The following is a 17006-nucleotide window of genomic DNA, read 5'->3' on the forward strand; positions in this document are numbered from 1 at the left end:
AACAGAAAACCCCGCCACAAGGACGGGGTTTTCAGGTGATTTAGAGACGTATTAGTCGATGATCGCGTTCAGCGTGGCCGAGGGGCGCATCACTTTGGCTTTCAGTTCGACCGAGGGGCGATAGTAGCCGCCGATATCGGCTGCCGGACCCTGCGCTGCGGCCAGCTCGGCCAGAATGGCTTCTTCACCGTCTGCCAGTGCCTTGGCAACCGGAGCGAACTCGGCCGCCAGATCAGCGTCGTCCGACTGAGCGGCCAGAGCGTCGGCCCAGTAACGGGCGAACCAGTAGTGGCTGTCGCGGTTATCCGGCTGACCAACTTTACGCGACGGCGAGTTGTTGTTGTCCAGAATGCCTTGGGTTGCAGCTTCGGCAGCGGCACCCAGAACACCGGCTTTGGCGTTGCCTTTAACGTCCGCCAGGAAGTTCAGGCTTTCACCCAGTGCACAGAACTCGCCCATCGAGTCCCAACGCAGGTGGTTTTCTTCAACCAGCTGCTGAACGTGCTTCGGAGCCGAGCCACCAGCACCGGTTTCAAACAGACCGCCACCTTTCATCAGCTTCACGATCGACAGCATCTTGGCCGAGGTGCCCAGCTCCAGGATCGGGAACAGGTCGGTCAGATAGTCACGCAGCACGTTGCCGGTGATGGCGATGCTATCGTTGCCAGCGGTGATGGTTTTCAGCGACTGCGCGGTTGCTTCGCGCGGGGCCATGATCTGGAACAGGTCGGCTTTGCCGGCAGCTTCCAGCGCGGGCTGAACGTATTTGATCAGCTCGGCATCGTGGGCGCGGTTTGCGTCCAGCCAGAAGATCGCTTCCGAACCGGTCAGGCGCTGACGGTCCATGGCCAGCTCGATCCAGTTCTCGATCGGCGCTTTCTTCACGGTGCACGAACGCCAGATGTCACCGGCTTCAACCTCGTGGCTGTGCAGCGTGTCGCCATTGGCGGTCACGATGCGGATGGTGCCATCGGCGGGCGCCTCGAACGTGGTCGGGTGCGAGCCGTACTCTTCTGCTTTCTGCGCCATCAGGCCGACGTTTGCGACCGAACCTGCGGTGGTTACGTCCAACGCGCCGTTGGCTTTGAAGAAGTTGATGGTTTCGTCATAGACGGTGGCGTAGCAGCGGTCGGGGATCACGCAGTTGGTGTCGCCTTTCGCGCCAGTCTTGTCCCAGCCTTTACCGCCCGCGCGGATCACGGCGGGCATCGAGGCGTCGATGATCACGTCCGACGGCACGTGCAGGTTGGTGATACCTTTGTCGCTGTCGACCATATACATCGACGGACGATCCAAGGCGGCGATTTCCGCGTTGATCTCGTCTGCGTTGTCCATGCTGTTGATGGCGTCCAGAACCGCACCCAGACCCGAGTTCGGCGAGCCACCGGCAGCGGCAATCGCGTCACCGTGCTTGTCCCAAACCGGACCCAGCCATGCTTTGACTGCGTGGCCAAAGATGATCGGGTCCGACACTTTCATCATGGTCGCTTTCATGTGAAGCGAGAACATGGTGCCGTCTTTCTTGGTGTCTTCGATGGCCTCGGCCAGGAAGGACCCCAGCGCTTTTGCCGACATGAAGGTCGCATCCGCGATGGTGCCTTCTTCCAGCGGCCAGCCGTCTTTCAGAACGGTGGTTGCGCCGTCTTTGCCGACGAATTCGATCTTCGCGTCACCTGCCTGAGCGGCGGTGATGGTGGCCGAAACTTCGTTGGCGTAGAAGTCGTTGCCCGGCATGGACGACACTTTGGTTTTCGAGGACGATTCCCAGGCACCCATCGAATGCGGGTTGTTCTGGGCAAAGTTCTTCACAGCGCGGGCCGAGCGACGGTCCGAGTTGCCTTCGCGCAGAACCGGGTTCACAGCCGACCCTTTGATACCGTCGTAACGGGCGCGGATGGTTTTTTCTTCGTCGGTCGTGGGATCTTCCGGATAGGACGGGATGTTGTAACCCTGACCTTGCAGTTCTTCGATCGCGGCAACCAGCTGCGGGACCGAGGCCGAGATGTTCGGCAGCTTGATCACGTTCGCGCCGGGAGTTTTCACCAGCTCGCCCAATGCAGCCAGATCGTCCGACTGGCGCTGATCGTCGGTCAGGTTCTCGGGGAAGGTCGCGATGATACGGCCAGCCAGCGAAATATCCGGCGTGCCAACGGTGATTCCCGCGGCGGAAACAAATTTGCGGATGATCGGCAGGAACGAGGCCGAGGCCAGCTCGGGCGCTTCGTCTACAATTGTATACAGAATGTCTGCTTGCGATTTATCGGTCATTTCAGGACACCTCTTTTTTCGCGGAAAACTTCGCCGGGGGGCCACTGCCCTGAACGGCGAAAGGTGAGATTTCCCCTTTCCCATACACAAAACCCGTGAAGAAAAAAAGGGCGGAGCGCTAACAGCCCCAAGAAAAAGGGTCGCAGCCTAAGCTACGACCCAATGAACTGCTTACAGGCGATCCATGATCGCTTCGGCAATCGACATTGTGTTGCCCGTGCCGCCAAGATCCGGCGTGACGCGGTCTTTGGCTTGTACGGTATCGATCACAGCTTTCTTCAGGCGCTGGGCGTCTTCGGGTTTGCCCACATGCTCCAGCATCAGGCCTGCGGCCATCAGGAAGGCACAGGGGTTGGCTTTCTGCTGGCCCGCGATGTCAGGGGCCGATCCGTGGACGGCTTCGAAGATCGCGGCGTCTTTGCCGATATTGGCGCCCGGGGCCAGACCCAGACCACCGACCAGCCCAGCGGCGAGGTCAGACAGGATGTCGCCAAACAGGTTGGTGGTGACAATCACGTCGAACGCGTCCGGGTACATCACCATCTGCATGGCGCAGGCATCGACGATACGTTCGTCGAAATCAACGCGGCCTTCATATTCTTGGGCGATCTTGCGGGCTTCCTCAAGGAACATGCCCGACAGCAGCTTTAGGATGTTGGCCTTGTGAACGATCGAAACCTTCTTGCGCCCGTTCGCCAGCGCATATTCGAACGCGGCGCGGGTGATGCGCTGGGCGCCTTCTTTGGTGTTGTAGCCAGTCGAGAAGACTTTGCCCTCGGGGTCGCCGTTGTGCTCCATATACCCTTCGTCCGAGATGTAATACCCTTCCAGGTTCTCGCGGAAGATCACCATGTCGACGTTGTCAAAACGGCCATCCAGCTTGATCGTCTTGGTCGGACGGACGTTGGCATACAGGTTGAACGCCTGACGCAGTTGCAGGTTGATCGACTTGAAGCCACCGCCAACGGGTGTGGTCAGCGGACCCTTCAGCGCCAGCTTGGTTTTGCGGATGCTGTCCAGCGTCGCTTCGGGCAGGGGGGTGCCGACGGCGTCAAAGGCGGTCATGCCGGCCTGCTGTACGTCCCATTCGAACGGGCTGCCCATCTTGTCGAGGATGGCAACAACGGCTTCGGTGATTTCGGGGCCAATCCCGTCGCCGGGGATCAAAGTGGCTTGGATCTTGGTCATGGTCTTCTCCATGCTGTTGAGCGCGTTTAGGGCTCATATAAACGGTATACAATGGAATACAATAGTGAAATGATATTCAGAAAGGTGAATAAAACAAGGCGTTTCCCCGTCATGCTACGCGCGACTTGCACCTGCGGGCAAGCGCGCTAACGTGGACAGGCAAGGAGGCGCCGCGTGACCCTATTCAATCTCGGATCCATCAACATCGACAACTTCTATCGCGTGCCGCATATGCCCGCGCCGGGCGAGACCTTGGCGGCGGAGGAGCACTCTGTCGGTCTGGGCGGGAAAGGCGCAAATCAATCTGTTGCCAGCGCGCGGGCTGGATCGCAGGTGCGCCATATCGGGGCGGTTGGCCCGGAGGGCGACTGGTGTGTCGAGGTGCTGGCACAGGCCGGAGTCGACGCGCGCCACATCACGCAAGCGCAGGCGGCAACGGGCCACGCTAATATTCTGGTGGATCCCGAGGGTGAGAACCAAATCATTCTCTATCCCGGCGCAAACCGTACGTTTTCACGTGATCATGTTTCCGAGGCTTTGTCCGACGCGGGGCCGGGGGACACTCTGATCTTGCAGAACGAAACAGCCCTGACGGTCGAGGCGGCAACGCTGGCCAAGTCGAAAGGCCTGCGCGTCATCTATTCCGCCGCACCCTTTGTGGCCGACGACGCGAAGGCGATGTTACCCGTCACGGATATGCTGGTGCTGAACGCGGTCGAGGCGCAGCAACTGACCGACGCGCTGGGCATTGGGCTGGCCGATCTTCCGGTGCCTGTGGTGCTGATCACCAAAGGGGCTGATGGGGCCGTATGGATGGAAAATGGCGTGGAAATCGCGCAGGTTCCAGCCTTTCCAGTCACGCCTGTGGACACGACTGGGGCAGGGGATTGCTTTATCGGCTATGTCGCCGCCGGGCTGGATCAGGGGATGTCACCCGAGGACGCTATGCGGTTTGGGTCGGCGGCGTCTGCCATCAAAGTCACCCGTTTCGGCACCGCAGATGCGATCCCGAAACGGGAGGAAGTGGATCGTTTTCTGCAGAAATAGGCTCTATTAGCCCTTCAGCAACTGCCCCAACCGCATCGCAATCGACACATCGCCGGATACTTTAATCTTGCCCATCATGAAGGCGGTCATTGGGTTCAAATCGCCCTTCATCAGCTTCTGCAAATTGGCATGCGACATGGAAATCGTACAATCCGCATCCGCATCCTCGCGCGAGACCACTCCGTCTTGCAGCACAATCACGCCGTCCTCACCACAATCTAACTTCAGGCTATCCTCGAACGACACCTTGGTTAGGCCGCGTTCGATCTTCTCGACGATAGGGGTCAGGGGCATGGGGGGGTCCTTAAGTAAAAACGCCCCCGCGTGATACGGGGGCGTTTTGAATTGGTCCACTGTGACGTGGCGCGAGCTTACTTGACGCGTTTGTTGCGCATCGCGATCAGCTTCAGACGTAGGGCGTTCAGCTGGATGAAGCCGGCGGCGTCGGTCTGGTCGTAGGCGCCCATGTCCTCTTCGAAGGTCACGTGCTCTTCCGAGTACAGCGAGTGATCCGACCAGCGGCCAACCACGCGGGCCAGGCCTTTGTACAGCTTCATGCGGACGGTGCCGGTGACGTGTTCCTGCGAGTGGTCGATGGCGGCTTGCAGCATCTCGCGCTCGGGCGAGAACCAGTAGCCGTTATAGATCAGCTCGGCGTAACGCGGCATCAGTTCGTCTTTCATGTGCATCGCGCCGCGGTCCATGGTGATCGACTCGATGCCACGGTGGGCGTCCAGCAGGATGGTGCCGCCGGGGGTCTCGTAGATGCCGCGCGACTTCATACCGACATAGCGGCCTTCCACCAGATCCAGACGGCCAATGCCGTGCTTGCGACCGTATTCGTTCAGTTCGGTCAGGATGGTCGCGGGCGACATCTTTTCGCCGTTGATGGCAACGGGGTCACCCTTTTCGAACTCGATCTCGATGAATTCGGGCGTGTCCGGCGCGTCTTCCGGGTGCACGGTGCGCTGATAGACGTAATCCGGTGCGTCCTCGGCAGGATCTTCCAGAACTTTCCCTTCCGACGAGGTGTGCAGCAGGTTCGCGTCGACCGAGAACGGCGCCTCGCCACGTTTGTCCTTGGCGATCGGAATCTGGTTCTTCTCGGCGAAGTCCAGAAGCTTGGTGCGCGAGCCCAGATCCCATTCACGCCACGGGGCGATCACGACGATCTCGGGGTTCAGCGCGTAGGCGGCCAGTTCGAAACGCACCTGGTCGTTGCCTTTGCCGGTTGCGCCGTGGCTGACGGCATCTGCGCCGTGCTCTTCGGCGATTTCCACCAGACGCTTCGAGATCAGCGGACGTGCGATCGAAGTACCCAGCAGGTACAGGCCTTCATACTGCGCGTTGGCGCGGAACATCGGGAAGACGTAATCACGGACGAATTCTTCGCGCAGGTCTTCGATGTGGATGTTTTCAGGCGCGATGCCCAGCATCTCGGCCTTCTTGCGTGCGGGTTCCAGTTCTTCGCCCTGACCAAGGTCAGCGGTGAAGGTGATCACTTCGCAGCCATACTCGGTCTGCAGCCATTTCAGGATGATCGAGGTATCAAGGCCACCGGAATAGGCCAGAACAACTTTCTTAGGCGCCTTTTGCGGTGCGGTATTGGACGAAATCATCGGTTTCCCTTTCACGAGCGTATCGCGCGGCGATTATATGTTTTTAAGGGAAAGAGCAAGGATGCGCGGGCGTGTTCTGCATGGAAAAGGGCGGCCCAATGGACCGCCCTTCGTAATTTTATGCGTAGTGGCGGATCGGATCAGAGCCCGAGGTTGCCGTGCAGCTCGTCCATGGCGGCCTCGTCGCCGGAAATGTCGCGGCCATCGGTCAGCGTCAGAAGCGAGTCGTGCTGGGCTGCTGCGGCGGCTTCAGCTTCAGCAGCAGCAGCTGCTTCTTCAGCTTCCAGACGTGCCAGCTCTTCTTCAAAGGCTTGGACTTCTGCAAGGTCATCTTGTGCAGCTGCCAGATCGGTTTCAGTCTGCGCGATCTCGCCGTCCTTGGTCGCCAGTTCGCCTTCCAGTTCGGTAACGCGGGCGGCCTCTTCTTCGGTCAGCTCGGTTTTCTCGTTGAGCGCATCAAGCTCGTCCTGAAGGGCGGTCTTTTCGCCGTTCAGTGTGGTCAGGTCGTCATTCAGCCCATCGACCGCTGCCTGAGCATCCGCTTCAGTGATACCCGGATCGTTTGCTTTATGGGCCTCAGTAGCAGCAGCTGCTGCCTCGGCTGTAGCTGCAGTTTCTTCTGCGGTGATCGTTGCGTCGCGATAGGCCGCAGCTTTACCAACGCGGCTGTTTGGGCTGGCAACTTCAAGAGCGCGTGCGCTTGCGTTCGAGGCATTCGCCCCTTTCAGCGTGCTGCGGACCGCACCATTTCCGTTCGAAGGCTTGGAGGGTTTGTCTGCACCTCGGGATTTGGCGCCGCGGTCTTTGTCTTTGCCGCCACCTCTTTCTTTGTCCTTGTCCTTACCTTTGGCGAGCGCAGGTTCGGCGGAGACAAGCATGATCGACGTGCTTGCAACGGGTACAGCAAGTGTGGTGACAAGTGCTGTCATGACGGCTTTGGTAAGTGTTTTCATTACGCTCTCTCCGTGAGTTCAGAGTTTGGGGGCCTCGCTAGGATAGAACAGGCACGCTAAAGGGTCAGGGGAAACTCGCAAGCATTTTATGTAAATATGCGCACAATTCCGCCGGGTTAGGGGTGACTGTTTCCAATCAGACACAACCTTAAGGCATCATTAAGGCGTCCGTTTGTGGGTTTGACTTGCCAAGCTGCACCACTTGATGGACAGATCACGCATGAACGATTTTTTGAAAAGAGCCCGCGTTGCCGAACAGCAGATGCGCGCATTGTTTCCCGCCACGCCCTTGCAGCGAAACGATCATCTGTCTGCGATGTATGGGGCCGATATCTGGCTGAAGCGTGAAGACCTCAGCCCGGTGCGCAGCTACAAGATCCGGGGCGCGCTGACGGCGATGGGCAAGGCCTTGGCCGCGGACCCGACGCGCGATCTGTTCGTCTGCGCCTCGGCGGGCAACCACGCACAGGGTGTGGCCTATACCAGCCGCCATTTTGGCGTGCGTGGTGTGATCTTCATGCCTGTGACGACGCCTCAGCAAAAAATCGAGAAGACCCGTATTTTCGGCGGCGACAACATCGAAATCCGCTTGGTTGGGGACTATTTCGACGACACCTTGGCCGCTGCTCAGGAATATTGCGCCACCGAGGGCGGTCATTTTCTGTCGCCCTTTGACGATGCGGATGTGATCGAAGGACAGGCCAGCGTCGCCGCCGAGATTGTGTCGCAGCTTGGCCGCGCGCCGGATCTTGTCATTCTGCCTGTTGGGGGCGGCGGTTTGTCGTCGGGCGTTACCAAGTATCTCAGCGCAACCGCGCCGGAAACCGCCCTGCGCTATGTCGAGCCTTTGGGCGGCGCCAGTTTGAAAGCGGCATTGGATGCGGGCGGGCCCGTGACCATGCATGCGGTGGACAACTTTGTTGACGGCGCTGCCGTGGCCCGGATCGGCGATCTGACCTTCGACGTTTTGAAGGATGTTGATCCGGCGCATGTACTCGACGTTCCCGAGGACCGCATTTGCCTGACGATACTGGACATGCTGAATGTCGAAGGCGTGGTGCTGGAACCTGCCGGTGCTTTGTCCATTGATGCGTTGAAAGACCTGAAAGACGAGATCAAGGGAAAGACGGTTGTCTGTGTCACGTCCGGCGGAAATTTCGACTTCGAGCGCCTGCCCGATGTCAAAGAGCGCGCCCAGCGCTTTGCCGGCTTGAAGAAATATTTCCTGCTGCGCCTGCCGCAACGCCCCGGTGCGCTGAAAGATTTCCTTCAGATCCTTGGTCCGGACGACAACATCGCCCGGTTCGAGTACATGAAGAAAAGTGCGCGCAATTTCGGATCCGTCCTGTTGGGCATCGAAACCAGCAAGCCCGAAAACTTCGACCTGCTCGAGCAGCGGTTGGAAGAGAGCGGTTTTGCCTTCTCGGACATTACGGATGATGAAACCATCGCTGAATTCGTGGTCTAGCAGGTCGCCAGAAACTCGGCCTTGGACTGGTCATAGGTGGTGAAAACCGGATCAAGCTGGATCTGGTGTGCCTGACCGTTTGCCGCGGCCTGTTCATTCTGTCCGCAGATCACAGAGAGATCCCGAAACCCCAAATTCAGGGCCGATCCTTTCAAAAAGTGCATATCCTGTTCGAACTGCGCGGGGTCTGGGCTGGATTTCAGACGGGCAATCACCTCGTCCACTTCCTCCAGGAAAATCTCGGCCACTTCGCCGAAATCCTCTTCCCCGATTTCATCTTTCAGTTCATTCACGCGGCCCCAGTCGATCATGAGCGGCTCCTATCTGTCCGCGGTGATCATGCGCGATGCAGGTTAACATACTGTTATAATTATAGATAAGGTCGAATTTTAACTTTAAAGACCTGTTAAATCGGGCGCCCTAAAGATGATCCAGAATATCGTATTTATGAAGAGTTCTCGGGGCAATCTTGGGCGTAGCAAAACCACATAACACTGAGGCAATCCGCGCAAGCACTGTGCAAAACAACGCAGTGCGGCCTGATTCGATTCAGCGCATCCTGGTCGTTGACGACAGCCGCGCCCAACGCAGCCTGATGTCGCGATCACTGGCGAAACAAGGCTATCAGGTGACCGAGGCCGGATCGGGGCTGGAAGCGATCAAGCTGTTCGCCGCGCAGGACTTCGATCTGGTCCTGAGCGACTGGATGATGCCCGGTATGGACGGGCTGGAGCTGTGTAAGGCTATTCGGGCGTACAATGCGAAGGGCTATGTCTATTTCATTTTGCTGACGTCGAAATCCGACAAAGACGCGGTGGCGCGCGGTTTGGATGTGGGGGCGGACGATTTCCTGGCCAAACCCTTCAATCCGGATGAACTGCGTGCGCGGATCGCGGCGGGTGGGCGCATTCTGTCGATGGAGCGGGAGCTTCAGGAAACCAACCGGCTGGTGTCCTCGGCGCTGGCAGAGCTGAAAACGCTCTATGATTCGCTGGATCGTGATCTGGTCGAGGCGCGGAAAATGCAGCAGTCCTTGGTGCGGGAATCGTTCCGCGACTGGGGCCGGGCGGAGGTGTCCGTGCTGTTGAAACCCTGCGGCCATGTGGGCGGCGATCTGGTGGGGTTCTTTGATGCCGGAAAAGACCACATCGCGTTCTATTCCATTGATGTGTCCGGGCACGGGATCGCCTCGGCGCTGTTGACTGCACGGCTTGCGTCCTACCTGTCCGAAGGGTCGCCCACGCACAACATTGCCTTAATCGAGCGTGAAGATGGCGACCACCGCCGCCAACCTCCGGAAATGGTCGCGACCCAGCTGAACACGCTTCTGACCAAGGACATGCTGTCCGAGCACTATTTTACGATGTTGTTTGGCTATCTGAACATGTCCACCGGCCAAGTCGAGTTCACCCAATGCGGGCACCCAAATGCTGTGATCCTGAACCGATCCGGCCGGGCGCAATTCATCGGAGATGGCGGAATGCCGATCGGCCTAATTTCGGCGGCAGAGTTCGAACGCCAAACCCTGAATTTGCACCCCGGAGAGCGGCTGATCTTCTATTCAGACGGCTTCACGGAATGCGAAAACACGCAGAAAGAACAGATTGAAGAACAAGGGTTTGGCGAGATCCTTGAACAAAACAGCGGTCTGACGAACGAGATGCTGTTTGACGCGATGGTCTGGGATCTGGATCGCTATGCCGGCGGGGAAGAATTCGGCGATGATCTGTCCTGTGTGATGGTGACTTACAAGTCCCCGACATAGGACCGGACGAAATGCCGATCGCCCGCGCTGTGCAGGATCTTTGCGGCGATGGGGGCGGTACTCCAGATCGGGGTATGGTCCGGTTCAATTGGTGCACCGATCTGCCGAACGGGGACTGCCAGAAAAATGTGGCAGATCTTTTCGGCCCACAGGTCGTATTCCGGCATGAAGGTGAACCGACGATAGGCGCCAAGTCGCACGGGATTGCGAATGGTCCAGCCGGTTTCTTCCATAACTTCGCGGTGCAGGGCGGCAATCGGGCTTTCCCCTGCATCAATGCCGCCGCCCGGCAATTGGTATTCGTCGAATTCCCCACCCTGATGAGTCAGCAGCAGATCCCGCCCGTGTACAAGGATGGCATAGGCCCCCGGTCGCGGAGTATAGGCCTGATTTCTTTGCTTCGGAGCGCCAAATCTGCGGATCATCCCTTTTCCATCCGGTTGCTGCCACCATATAGACGCGGTATGCCAAGCTGAACGCCGATAGGAAACCCCAATGACTCTTGGATCTCAAATCGCATGGGATGACACCATTCTGCCATTCCAACTGGACAACAGCGACATCCGCGGGCGTCTTCTACGCCTTGACGGAACGCTGGACACGATCCTGTCCCAACACAATTATCCCCCCGCGATCGAAGCGCTGGTGGCCGAAGCCGCCATGCTGACCGCGATGATCGGGCAAACGATCAAGCAAAGCTGGAAATTGTCGCTGCAAATCCGCGGTGATGGCCCCGCGCGCTTGATTGCCACCGATTACTACGCGCCGAAAAAGGCGGGCGAACCCGCCGAAATCCGCGCCTATGCCAGCTATGACGAAGAGCGTCTGGACCCCACCGGTCCCAGCTTTCCGCAGATCGGCAAAGGCATTTTCGCGATCCTGATCCAGCAAAAGGAAGGCCAGCAGCCCTATAAGGGCATGACGCCGCTTGCCGGGAATTCGTTGTCTGATTGTGCGCAGGCGTATTTTGCACAGTCCGAACAGTTGCCGACCCGCTTCCACCTGACCTTTGGCAAATCGGTCTGGGCCGGCGGTCAGGAAGGCTGGCGTGCGGGCGGCGTGATGCTGCAACACATGCCGAAATCCTCGCCCCATGTGGCGGGTGAAGGTGGGTCGGGCGAAGGTGGGCTTCTGGCCCCAGCTGATCTGCTGAACGACGAAGACAGCGAAAACTGGAGCCGCGCCAACATCCTGTTGGATTCCGTCGAAGAACTGGAGCTCGTTGGCCCCTCGGTTCAACCGACCGAGCTGCTGGTTCGCCTGTTCCACGAAGAAGCACCGCGCGTCTATGATCCTCAGCCCCTGACTTTTGGCTGCCCCTGTTCCGAACAGCGTGTGCGCGACAGCCTGTCGATTTATTCCGAGCGGGATATCGGCCATATGACAAATGACGACGGTCGTGTGACGGCCGATTGCCAGTTCTGCGGGGCGCATTACGATCTGGATCCGGCTACCGTTGGCAAGGATGCGAAGGGCGTGGATGGTGACAGCGCCTGATCAAATCGCGCGCCTTCGGGCGGCCCTGTCCCTGCCGGGGACGGGAAGCTCGGACTTTGATTTGTCGCCCGGCGTGAAGCCTTTGGCCGGGCGAAAACTGCGCCCCGCGGGCGTTTTGATGCCCTTTGTCGAAACCCGAACCGGGTTGGAACTGGTGCTGACCAAACGGTCCTCGGCCTTGAAACATCACCCGGGGCAGATTGCCTTTCCGGGCGGCAAACGGGACGAAATAGACACTGATATTCGTGCCACCGCCTTGCGCGAGGCGCATGAGGAAATCGGTCTGCAGCCCACGAATGTCGAGGTTCTGGGCCAATTGCCGGAGCACGAGACCGTCACCGGCTTCACCGTGACCCCCGTCTTGGGCTTGGTGACCACCGAGTTTACCCCAATCGTAGAACCCGGCGAGGTCGAGGAAGCATTCCGTGTGCCTTTCGACCACGTCGCGGACTTGGCCAAGTTCAGCAGACAAGGACGGTATTGGCAGGGTCAAATGCGCTGGTACGAAACTGTGCCGCTTGGCCCGTACTATATCTGGGGCGCAACCGCGCGGATGTTGCGCGCATTGGCCGAAAGGCTGGCGCAATGACGCGTATTCAGGGAGATTGGATCAACGACCCGGGCGCGCAGCGGGTTTGTGCCTTGCTGGCCGATGCGGGATATCAGGCCTATTTCGTCGGCGGGTGCGTGCGCAACGACCTGTTGGGGGTTGGGATCTCGGATCTGGACATGTGCACGGATGCGCTGCCCGCGCGGGTGATGGAGTTGGCCGAAGCTGCCGGTCTGCGTGCGTTGCCCACCGGGATTGAGCACGGCACGGTGACGATTGTCATCGACCATGAACCGTATGAGATTACGACCTATCGCAAAGACGTTCACACGGATGGGCGTCGTGCGGTCGTGGCGTTCTCGGACCGGATCGAGGATGACGCACATCGCCGCGATTTCACGATGAACGCGCTGTATGCCGATCCAACCGGGCAGGTTTTGGACCCGCTGGGCGGGCTTCCCGACCTGAATGCGCGCCGGGTGCGGTTCATTGATGATGCGGGCGAGCGGATCCGCGAGGATTACCTGCGCACACTGCGGTTCTTCCGGTTTCATGCGTGGTATGGCGATGAAACTGCAGGTATTGATCCTGACGGTTTGGCCGCCTGTGCGGCGAATTTGGATGGATTAGAGACGCTTTCGAAGGAACGTGTTGGGTTGGAGATGCTGAAAATCCTCTCCGCGCCTGACCCCGCGCCCGCGATGGCGGCGATGGCGCAGTCGGGCGTATTGGCGCGGATCTTGTCCGGTGCGGATGCCTCGAAACTGGCGGTTCTGGTGCATCTTGAGGCCGATCTGGCGACAGACCCGCTGCGCCGTCTAGCGCTGTTGGGTGGGCAGGGCGTCGCGAAGGCATTCCGCCTGTCAAAGAAGCAAGCAAAGCAGCTAGACGAGTTGCGCGATGGGATGGGGTCGTCCGCTTCGGTTGGCGAGTTGGCGTTCCGGTTGGGCGCCGACCAAGCGCGCAACATCGCGCTTTTGCGCGCTGTGATGTTCGAAATACCTCTGCCAGATGGGCTGGACACCCAGATTGACGCTGGAGCTGCGGCCAAATTCCCCATCAAACCTGCCGACCTGATGCCCGACTTTTCCGGCCCCGCGCTGGGCGAGAAACTGCGCGAACTCGAAACCCGTTGGATCGCGTCTGGCTTTACCCTGACGCGCGAGGAGCTGTTGAAATGAGTGACGTGACTCACACCATCACCCGTCTGGGTCATCTGGGCGATGGGATCGCCGACGGACCGATCTTTGCGGCGCGCACCCTGCCGGGTGAAGTCGTGCGCGGTGACGTTGTGGGCGACCGGATCGAGACGCCGAAGATCGTCACGCCCTCGTCCGATCGGGTCAAACCCGCTTGCCCGCATTACAACGCCTGCGGGGGGTGTTCGTTGATGCATGCCTCGGATGAGTTCGTGGCGGGATGGAAGACCGATATTGTCCGCACTGCGCTGAATTCCCATGGAATAGAGACTGATTTTAGGCCCATCCACACCTCGCCTGCGCGCTCTAGACGCCGGGCTGTGCTGTCCGCGCGACGGGGCAAGAAGGCGCCGATTGTTGGCTTTCATGGCCGCCGGTCTGGCACAATCACCGAGATTTCGGACTGTCATCTGATCCACCCCGAGATCCTGCAAGCCTTGCCCGCACTGGGCGAACTGACCGTGATTGGCGGCTCGCGGAAGGGCGAGCTGTCGATCAACGCGACGGTCTCGGACGTGGGTCTGGATGTGTCGGTCACGGGTGGCAAACCGCTGGACCGCGCGCTTGAATCCCAGTTGGGGCAGGCTGTACATCGGTTTGGTTTCGCCCACCTGTCGTGGGACGGCGAAGTGATCGCGATGGAAACCCCGCCGACGCAAAGCTTTGGGGCCGCCGCCGTGACGCCCCCGCCCGGTGCGTTCCTGCAAGCCACCCGCGAAGGCGAAGCCGCGCTTCTGGCTGCCGTGCGCGAGGCCGTTGGCGGTGCCGATCACATTGTGGACCTGTTTGCTGGCTGCGGCACCTTTGCGTTGCCCTTGGCGGAAAACGCCGTTGTGCACGCGGTCGAGGGCGAGGGCAGCATGTTGAAAACGCTGGATGCGGGCTGGCGGCACGCCAAAGGTCTGCACAAAGTGACCGTCGAAACCCGCGATTTGTTCCGAAACCCGCTTTACGCCGAAGACCTGACCCGGTTTGACGCCGCAGTCATCGACCCGCCGCGCGCTGGGGCCGAGGCGCAAATCGAACAGATTGCGGCGTCGGACCTGTCGGTTGTGGCAATGGTGTCATGTAACGCGATCAGTTTTGCGCGAGATGCCAAAATTTTGCTTGATGCAGGGTTTGAAATGGAGTGGTTACAGGTCGTGGACCAGTTCCGATGGTCCACACATACCGAGCAGGTGGCCAGTTTCCGGCGCAAATAAGTCGGACCTGCCCAATAAAACAACGGGTGCCCCATGAGGATCGTCGTCGCAATCGCAGCAGTGCTTGCCCTTCTTTTCACCGCGTCCTGCGGCGAGAAGGTAACCCGTTATGACGGGCCCGAGGTCACGCGGATCGTGGTGAACAAGGGTGCCCGGAAAATGTATCTTCTGCACGGCACCAAGATCCTGAAGCGCTATAATATCGACCTTGGCTTTGCCCCCAATGGGCACAAGCAGTTCGAAGGCGACGGCAAGACGCCCGAGGGGCGCTATGTCATTGATCGCCGCAATCCCAACAGCGCCTTCTATTTGTCGATCGGTATTTCCTATCCGAACCGGAAAGACGTGGCGTATGCCCGCGCGCGCGGAAAGCCTCCGGGGGGCGAGATCTTCATTCACGGTGGTCCGCGCCCCACGGATCCCAATGGTCCGGATTGGACGGCGGGCTGTATCTCGGTCACGAACCGCGAGATGCGCGAGATTTATACGATGGTGCGGTTGGGAACGGTCATCGACATCCATCCCTAAGACAAAGCCCGCCGAATTAGGCGGGCTTTTTTGTTGTATCGGAGTGGCTTAGGCGCCGGTTTCCAGAACCCACCAAATCTTGCCGTTGTCTTCTTGATGCCACGAGAACCCCATGTTGCGGGCACGCGGATCCATGATGATGCGGCGCGTGTCGGGGTTTGCCATCCATGCTGACAGGGTGGTCAGCTCGCTCTCGAAGGTCTCAGAAATCGTCTCGCCCAGATAAAGCCCCGGGTATCCCACGCGATTGGCGCGATCCAGCGGGGATGAGCCGTCCGAGCCGAAATGCCACGGGCGGTTTTGCACGGCCATATCCTGTGCGTGGGTCTTGGCGGCGGCGTTCAACTGGCTGTTCAGCTGTAAGGGCACAGCACCTGATGCTGCGCGCAGTTCATTTACAGAATCCAGCATCCGGTACTGGATACGCGAAGTTTGCGAGGACGAAATCCGGTAGACGCGTGTGCCGTCCCCGATATTGCCAGTGTTGGTCGTACAAGCTGTCAAAGCTGTTGCTGCGGCCAAGGCCAACAAAATCGCGCGCATGGGTACTCTCATCAAAATAATCTTGTTCAGGCGCTTCACTATAGACACTATGAAGCGAATTCAAACAACGGCTGCGTGATATTGCCGATTCACGCCGGTTTGAATTGCGACTGATGCTGTCGCGCAATATAGGATACGTGAATACAAGTTAGTTGATTGGAGTGGCGATATGAATGACACCCCCAAAACACAGATTGGCCGGCGTACATTTTTGACCGGTGTTGCCGCCGCTGCGGGTGGTGTGGCGTCGCCCGCACTTGCGCAGTTTGACAACTCGACCGAAGTTGAGCGTGACCTGACCGAGGTGGTGAAGCGGAACATCTCCAGCTTCCGCACGTTGGATTGGCAGCCCTATTTCAGCAACACCCGAAACGGTGTGATCTTGGTGGATATCAGCTCGCGCTGTTTGCACTATTGGTCCGAAGATCAGTCGATCTACCGCCTGTACCCGACCTCGGTCCCGCTGAGCGAAGACCTGACCCGGCGCGGTCGCACCAGCGTGATCCGTAAGGTGGAAGGTCCATCCTGGGCACCGACCCCGGCGATGCGCAAGCGGAACCCGGAATGGCCCGCCTTTGTTGGCCCCGGCCCCGACAACCCGCTGGGCACCCATGCGCTGTATCTGGGCTGGAAGTACTACCGGATTCACGGAACGCACGACACGCGCAAGATCGGGCGTCAGTCGTCAAACGGCTGCATCGGCCTGTATAACGAACACATCGCCGAGCTGTTCGCCCTGACGAAGAATGGCGCGCAGGTTCTGTTGATCTGACCGCAGGCCACGCCAGAAACGAAAAAAGCCCCGCAATCTGCGGGGCTTTTCTTTTGGTTGTGTGCCGGGATCAGACGCTTTCGTCGATCCACGACTGCAGGGCAGCTTTCGGCGCAGCGCCCACTTTGTTCGAGATCACCTGACCGTCTTTGAACATGAACAGCGCCGGAATGCCGCGCACGCCCATCTGAGCCGGCGAGTTCGGGTTCTCGTCCACGTTTACCTTCACGATTTTGACCTTGCCTTCATACTCGGTCGACAGCTCTTCCAGAGCCGGGCCGATCTGTTTGCAAGGGCCACACCATTCGGCCCAGAAATCGACCACTACGGGAATGTCCGAGTTGCGGACTTCTGCGTCAAAGGTGGCATCGGTGACAGCGACGGTTGCCATGTGTGTTCTCCTAAAA

The 17006-nt window shown here is 59.1% G+C and carries 18 protein-coding genes; 9 read left to right on the forward strand and 9 right to left on the reverse strand.

Features of this window, described 5'->3' with window-relative positions; all coding sequences use genetic code 11:
• Positions 1–51: 51 nt before the first annotated feature.
• Positions 52–2268 carry an NADP-dependent isocitrate dehydrogenase gene (locus tag Q0677_RS02040; protein WP_298905440.1) on the reverse strand — a complete coding sequence of 739 codons (2217 nt, stop codon included), beginning with the start codon at positions 2266–2268 and terminating at the stop codon, positions 52–54.
• A gap of 171 nt (positions 2269–2439) precedes the next feature.
• Positions 2440–3456: an isocitrate/isopropylmalate family dehydrogenase gene (locus tag Q0677_RS02045; protein WP_298905442.1), complete on the reverse strand. Its 1017-nt coding sequence runs from the start codon at positions 3454–3456 to the stop codon at positions 2440–2442.
• 174 nt (positions 3457–3630) lie between these two features.
• Here Q0677_RS02045 and Q0677_RS02050 point away from each other — a divergent pair, with 174 nt between their 5' ends.
• On the forward strand, positions 3631–4503 hold the full coding sequence (locus tag Q0677_RS02050; RefSeq protein WP_298905444.1) for a ribokinase: 873 nt from the start codon (positions 3631–3633) through the stop codon (positions 4501–4503).
• Positions 4504–4509: 6 nt separating this feature from the next.
• On the opposite strand, the gene Q0677_RS02055 is transcribed toward Q0677_RS02050, so the two are convergent.
• The 3 genes from Q0677_RS02055 to Q0677_RS02065 form a co-directional block, all read right to left on the reverse strand.
• Complete coding sequence (locus tag Q0677_RS02055; RefSeq protein ID WP_298905445.1) at positions 4510–4797, reverse strand: SCP2 sterol-binding domain-containing protein; 288 nt, start codon at positions 4795–4797, stop codon at positions 4510–4512.
• Between the two features lie 77 nt (positions 4798–4874).
• A complete protein-coding gene (locus tag Q0677_RS02060; protein WP_298905446.1) occupies positions 4875–6122 on the reverse strand; it encodes an argininosuccinate synthase in 1248 nt (415 codons plus the stop codon).
• Between the two features lie 140 nt (positions 6123–6262).
• A complete protein-coding gene (locus Q0677_RS02065) occupies positions 6263–7075 on the reverse strand; it encodes a hypothetical protein (RefSeq protein WP_298905448.1) in 813 nt (270 codons plus the stop codon).
• A 220-nt stretch (positions 7076–7295) separates the two neighbouring features.
• Here Q0677_RS02065 and ilvA point away from each other — a divergent pair, with 220 nt between their 5' ends.
• Entirely contained in the window at positions 7296–8543 is a 1248-nt protein-coding gene (ilvA, locus tag Q0677_RS02070) for a threonine ammonia-lyase IlvA (protein WP_298905450.1), read from the forward strand.
• On the opposite strand, the gene Q0677_RS02075 is transcribed toward ilvA, so the two are convergent.
• Complete coding sequence (locus Q0677_RS02075; RefSeq protein WP_133485217.1) at positions 8540–8854, reverse strand: Hpt domain-containing protein; 315 nt, start codon at positions 8852–8854, stop codon at positions 8540–8542. The genes ilvA and Q0677_RS02075 overlap by 4 nt on opposite strands.
• Positions 8855–9075: 221 nt before the next feature.
• Here Q0677_RS02075 and Q0677_RS02080 point away from each other — a divergent pair, with 221 nt between their 5' ends.
• Positions 9076–10308 (forward strand): SpoIIE family protein phosphatase, encoded by a 1233-nt coding sequence (locus tag Q0677_RS02080; protein WP_366940939.1) that lies wholly within the window; start codon positions 9076–9078, stop codon positions 10306–10308.
• Here Q0677_RS02080 and Q0677_RS02085 read toward each other — a convergent pair.
• Positions 10290–10733, reverse strand: coding sequence for an NUDIX hydrolase (locus Q0677_RS02085; RefSeq protein WP_298905455.1), 444 nt, complete (start codon positions 10731–10733; stop codon positions 10290–10292). The two genes, Q0677_RS02080 and Q0677_RS02085, sit on opposite strands and share 19 nt — an antisense overlap.
• A gap of 70 nt (positions 10734–10803) precedes the next feature.
• Here Q0677_RS02085 and Q0677_RS02090 point away from each other — a divergent pair, with 70 nt between their 5' ends.
• Genes Q0677_RS02090 through Q0677_RS02110 form a run of 5 tightly spaced genes read left to right on the forward strand, consistent with a single transcriptional unit; the run spans position 10804 to position 15284 of the window.
• Positions 10804–11805, forward strand: coding sequence for an Hsp33 family molecular chaperone HslO (locus Q0677_RS02090; protein ID WP_298905456.1), 1002 nt, complete (start codon positions 10804–10806; stop codon positions 11803–11805).
• On the forward strand, positions 11789–12394 hold the full coding sequence (locus Q0677_RS02095) for a CoA pyrophosphatase (RefSeq protein WP_298905457.1): 606 nt from the start codon (positions 11789–11791) through the stop codon (positions 12392–12394). The genes Q0677_RS02090 and Q0677_RS02095 overlap by 17 nt, the downstream gene beginning before the upstream one ends.
• Positions 12391–13536 (forward strand): CCA tRNA nucleotidyltransferase, encoded by a 1146-nt coding sequence (locus tag Q0677_RS02100; protein ID WP_298905459.1) that lies wholly within the window; start codon positions 12391–12393, stop codon positions 13534–13536. Before Q0677_RS02095 ends, Q0677_RS02100 begins: the two co-directional genes overlap by 4 nt.
• Positions 13533–14756 carry a class I SAM-dependent RNA methyltransferase gene (locus Q0677_RS02105; protein ID WP_298905460.1) on the forward strand — a complete coding sequence of 408 codons (1224 nt, stop codon included), beginning with the start codon at positions 13533–13535 and terminating at the stop codon, positions 14754–14756. The genes Q0677_RS02100 and Q0677_RS02105 overlap by 4 nt, the downstream gene beginning before the upstream one ends.
• Positions 14757–14789: 33 nt before the next feature.
• Positions 14790–15284, forward strand: a complete 495-nt coding sequence (locus Q0677_RS02110; RefSeq protein WP_298905461.1) for a L,D-transpeptidase family protein — start codon at positions 14790–14792, stop codon at positions 15282–15284.
• Positions 15285–15332: 48 nt separating this feature from the next.
• Here the strand turns inward: Q0677_RS02110 and Q0677_RS02115 are convergent, their stop codons facing one another.
• The gene (locus Q0677_RS02115) at positions 15333–15827 is read right to left on the reverse strand and encodes a CAP domain-containing protein (RefSeq protein WP_298905462.1); all 495 of its coding nucleotides are present in this window, start codon (positions 15825–15827) and stop codon (positions 15333–15335) included.
• Positions 15828–15996: 169 nt separating this feature from the next.
• Between Q0677_RS02115 and Q0677_RS02120 the strand changes: the two genes are divergently transcribed.
• Positions 15997–16599: a L,D-transpeptidase gene (locus Q0677_RS02120; RefSeq protein ID WP_298905463.1), complete on the forward strand. Its 603-nt coding sequence runs from the start codon at positions 15997–15999 to the stop codon at positions 16597–16599.
• Positions 16600–16669: 70 nt separating this feature from the next.
• Here Q0677_RS02120 and trxA read toward each other — a convergent pair whose 3' ends face one another.
• Positions 16670–16990, reverse strand: coding sequence for a thioredoxin (gene trxA / locus Q0677_RS02125; protein ID WP_133485203.1), 321 nt, complete (start codon positions 16988–16990; stop codon positions 16670–16672).
• Positions 16991–17006 lie beyond the last annotated feature (16 nt).

It is taken from the genome of uncultured Aliiroseovarius sp., assembly GCF_947492455.1.
Taxonomy (GTDB): domain Bacteria; phylum Pseudomonadota; class Alphaproteobacteria; order Rhodobacterales; family Rhodobacteraceae; genus Aliiroseovarius.

Bases quoted from the DNA above. Each gene is read 5' to 3' on its own strand.
- trxA (WP_133485203.1), bottom strand. From the start codon at position 16,990: ATGGCAACCGTCGCTGTCACCGATGCCACCTTTGACGCAGAAGTCCGC.
- Q0677_RS02105 (WP_298905460.1), top strand. From the start codon at position 13,533: ATGAGTGACGTGACTCACACCATCACCCGTCTGGGTCATCTGGGCGAT.
- Q0677_RS02045 (WP_298905442.1), bottom strand. From the start codon at position 3,456: ATGACCAAGATCCAAGCCACTTTGATCCCCGGCGACGGGATTGGCCCC.
- ilvA (WP_298905450.1), top strand. From the start codon at position 7,296: ATGAACGATTTTTTGAAAAGAGCCCGCGTTGCCGAACAGCAGATGCGC.
- Q0677_RS02120 (WP_298905463.1), top strand. From the start codon at position 15,997: ATGAATGACACCCCCAAAACACAGATTGGCCGGCGTACATTTTTGACC.
- Q0677_RS02090 (WP_298905456.1), top strand. From the start codon at position 10,804: ATGACTCTTGGATCTCAAATCGCATGGGATGACACCATTCTGCCATTC.
- Q0677_RS02040 (WP_298905440.1), bottom strand. From the start codon at position 2,268: ATGACCGATAAATCGCAAGCAGACATTCTGTATACAATTGTAGACGAA.
- Q0677_RS02100 (WP_298905459.1), top strand. From the start codon at position 12,391: ATGACGCGTATTCAGGGAGATTGGATCAACGACCCGGGCGCGCAGCGG.
- Q0677_RS02060 (WP_298905446.1), bottom strand. From the start codon at position 6,122: ATGATTTCGTCCAATACCGCACCGCAAAAGGCGCCTAAGAAAGTTGTT.
- Q0677_RS02075 (WP_133485217.1), bottom strand. From the start codon at position 8,854: ATGATCGACTGGGGCCGCGTGAATGAACTGAAAGATGAAATCGGGGAA.
- Q0677_RS02055 (WP_298905445.1), bottom strand. From the start codon at position 4,797: ATGCCCCTGACCCCTATCGTCGAGAAGATCGAACGCGGCCTAACCAAG.
- Q0677_RS02065 (WP_298905448.1), bottom strand. From the start codon at position 7,075: ATGAAAACACTTACCAAAGCCGTCATGACAGCACTTGTCACCACACTT.
- Q0677_RS02095 (WP_298905457.1), top strand. From the start codon at position 11,789: ATGGTGACAGCGCCTGATCAAATCGCGCGCCTTCGGGCGGCCCTGTCC.
- Q0677_RS02110 (WP_298905461.1), top strand. From the start codon at position 14,790: ATGAGGATCGTCGTCGCAATCGCAGCAGTGCTTGCCCTTCTTTTCACC.
- Q0677_RS02115 (WP_298905462.1), bottom strand. From the start codon at position 15,827: ATGCGCGCGATTTTGTTGGCCTTGGCCGCAGCAACAGCTTTGACAGCT.
- Q0677_RS02085 (WP_298905455.1), bottom strand. From the start codon at position 10,733: ATGATCCGCAGATTTGGCGCTCCGAAGCAAAGAAATCAGGCCTATACT.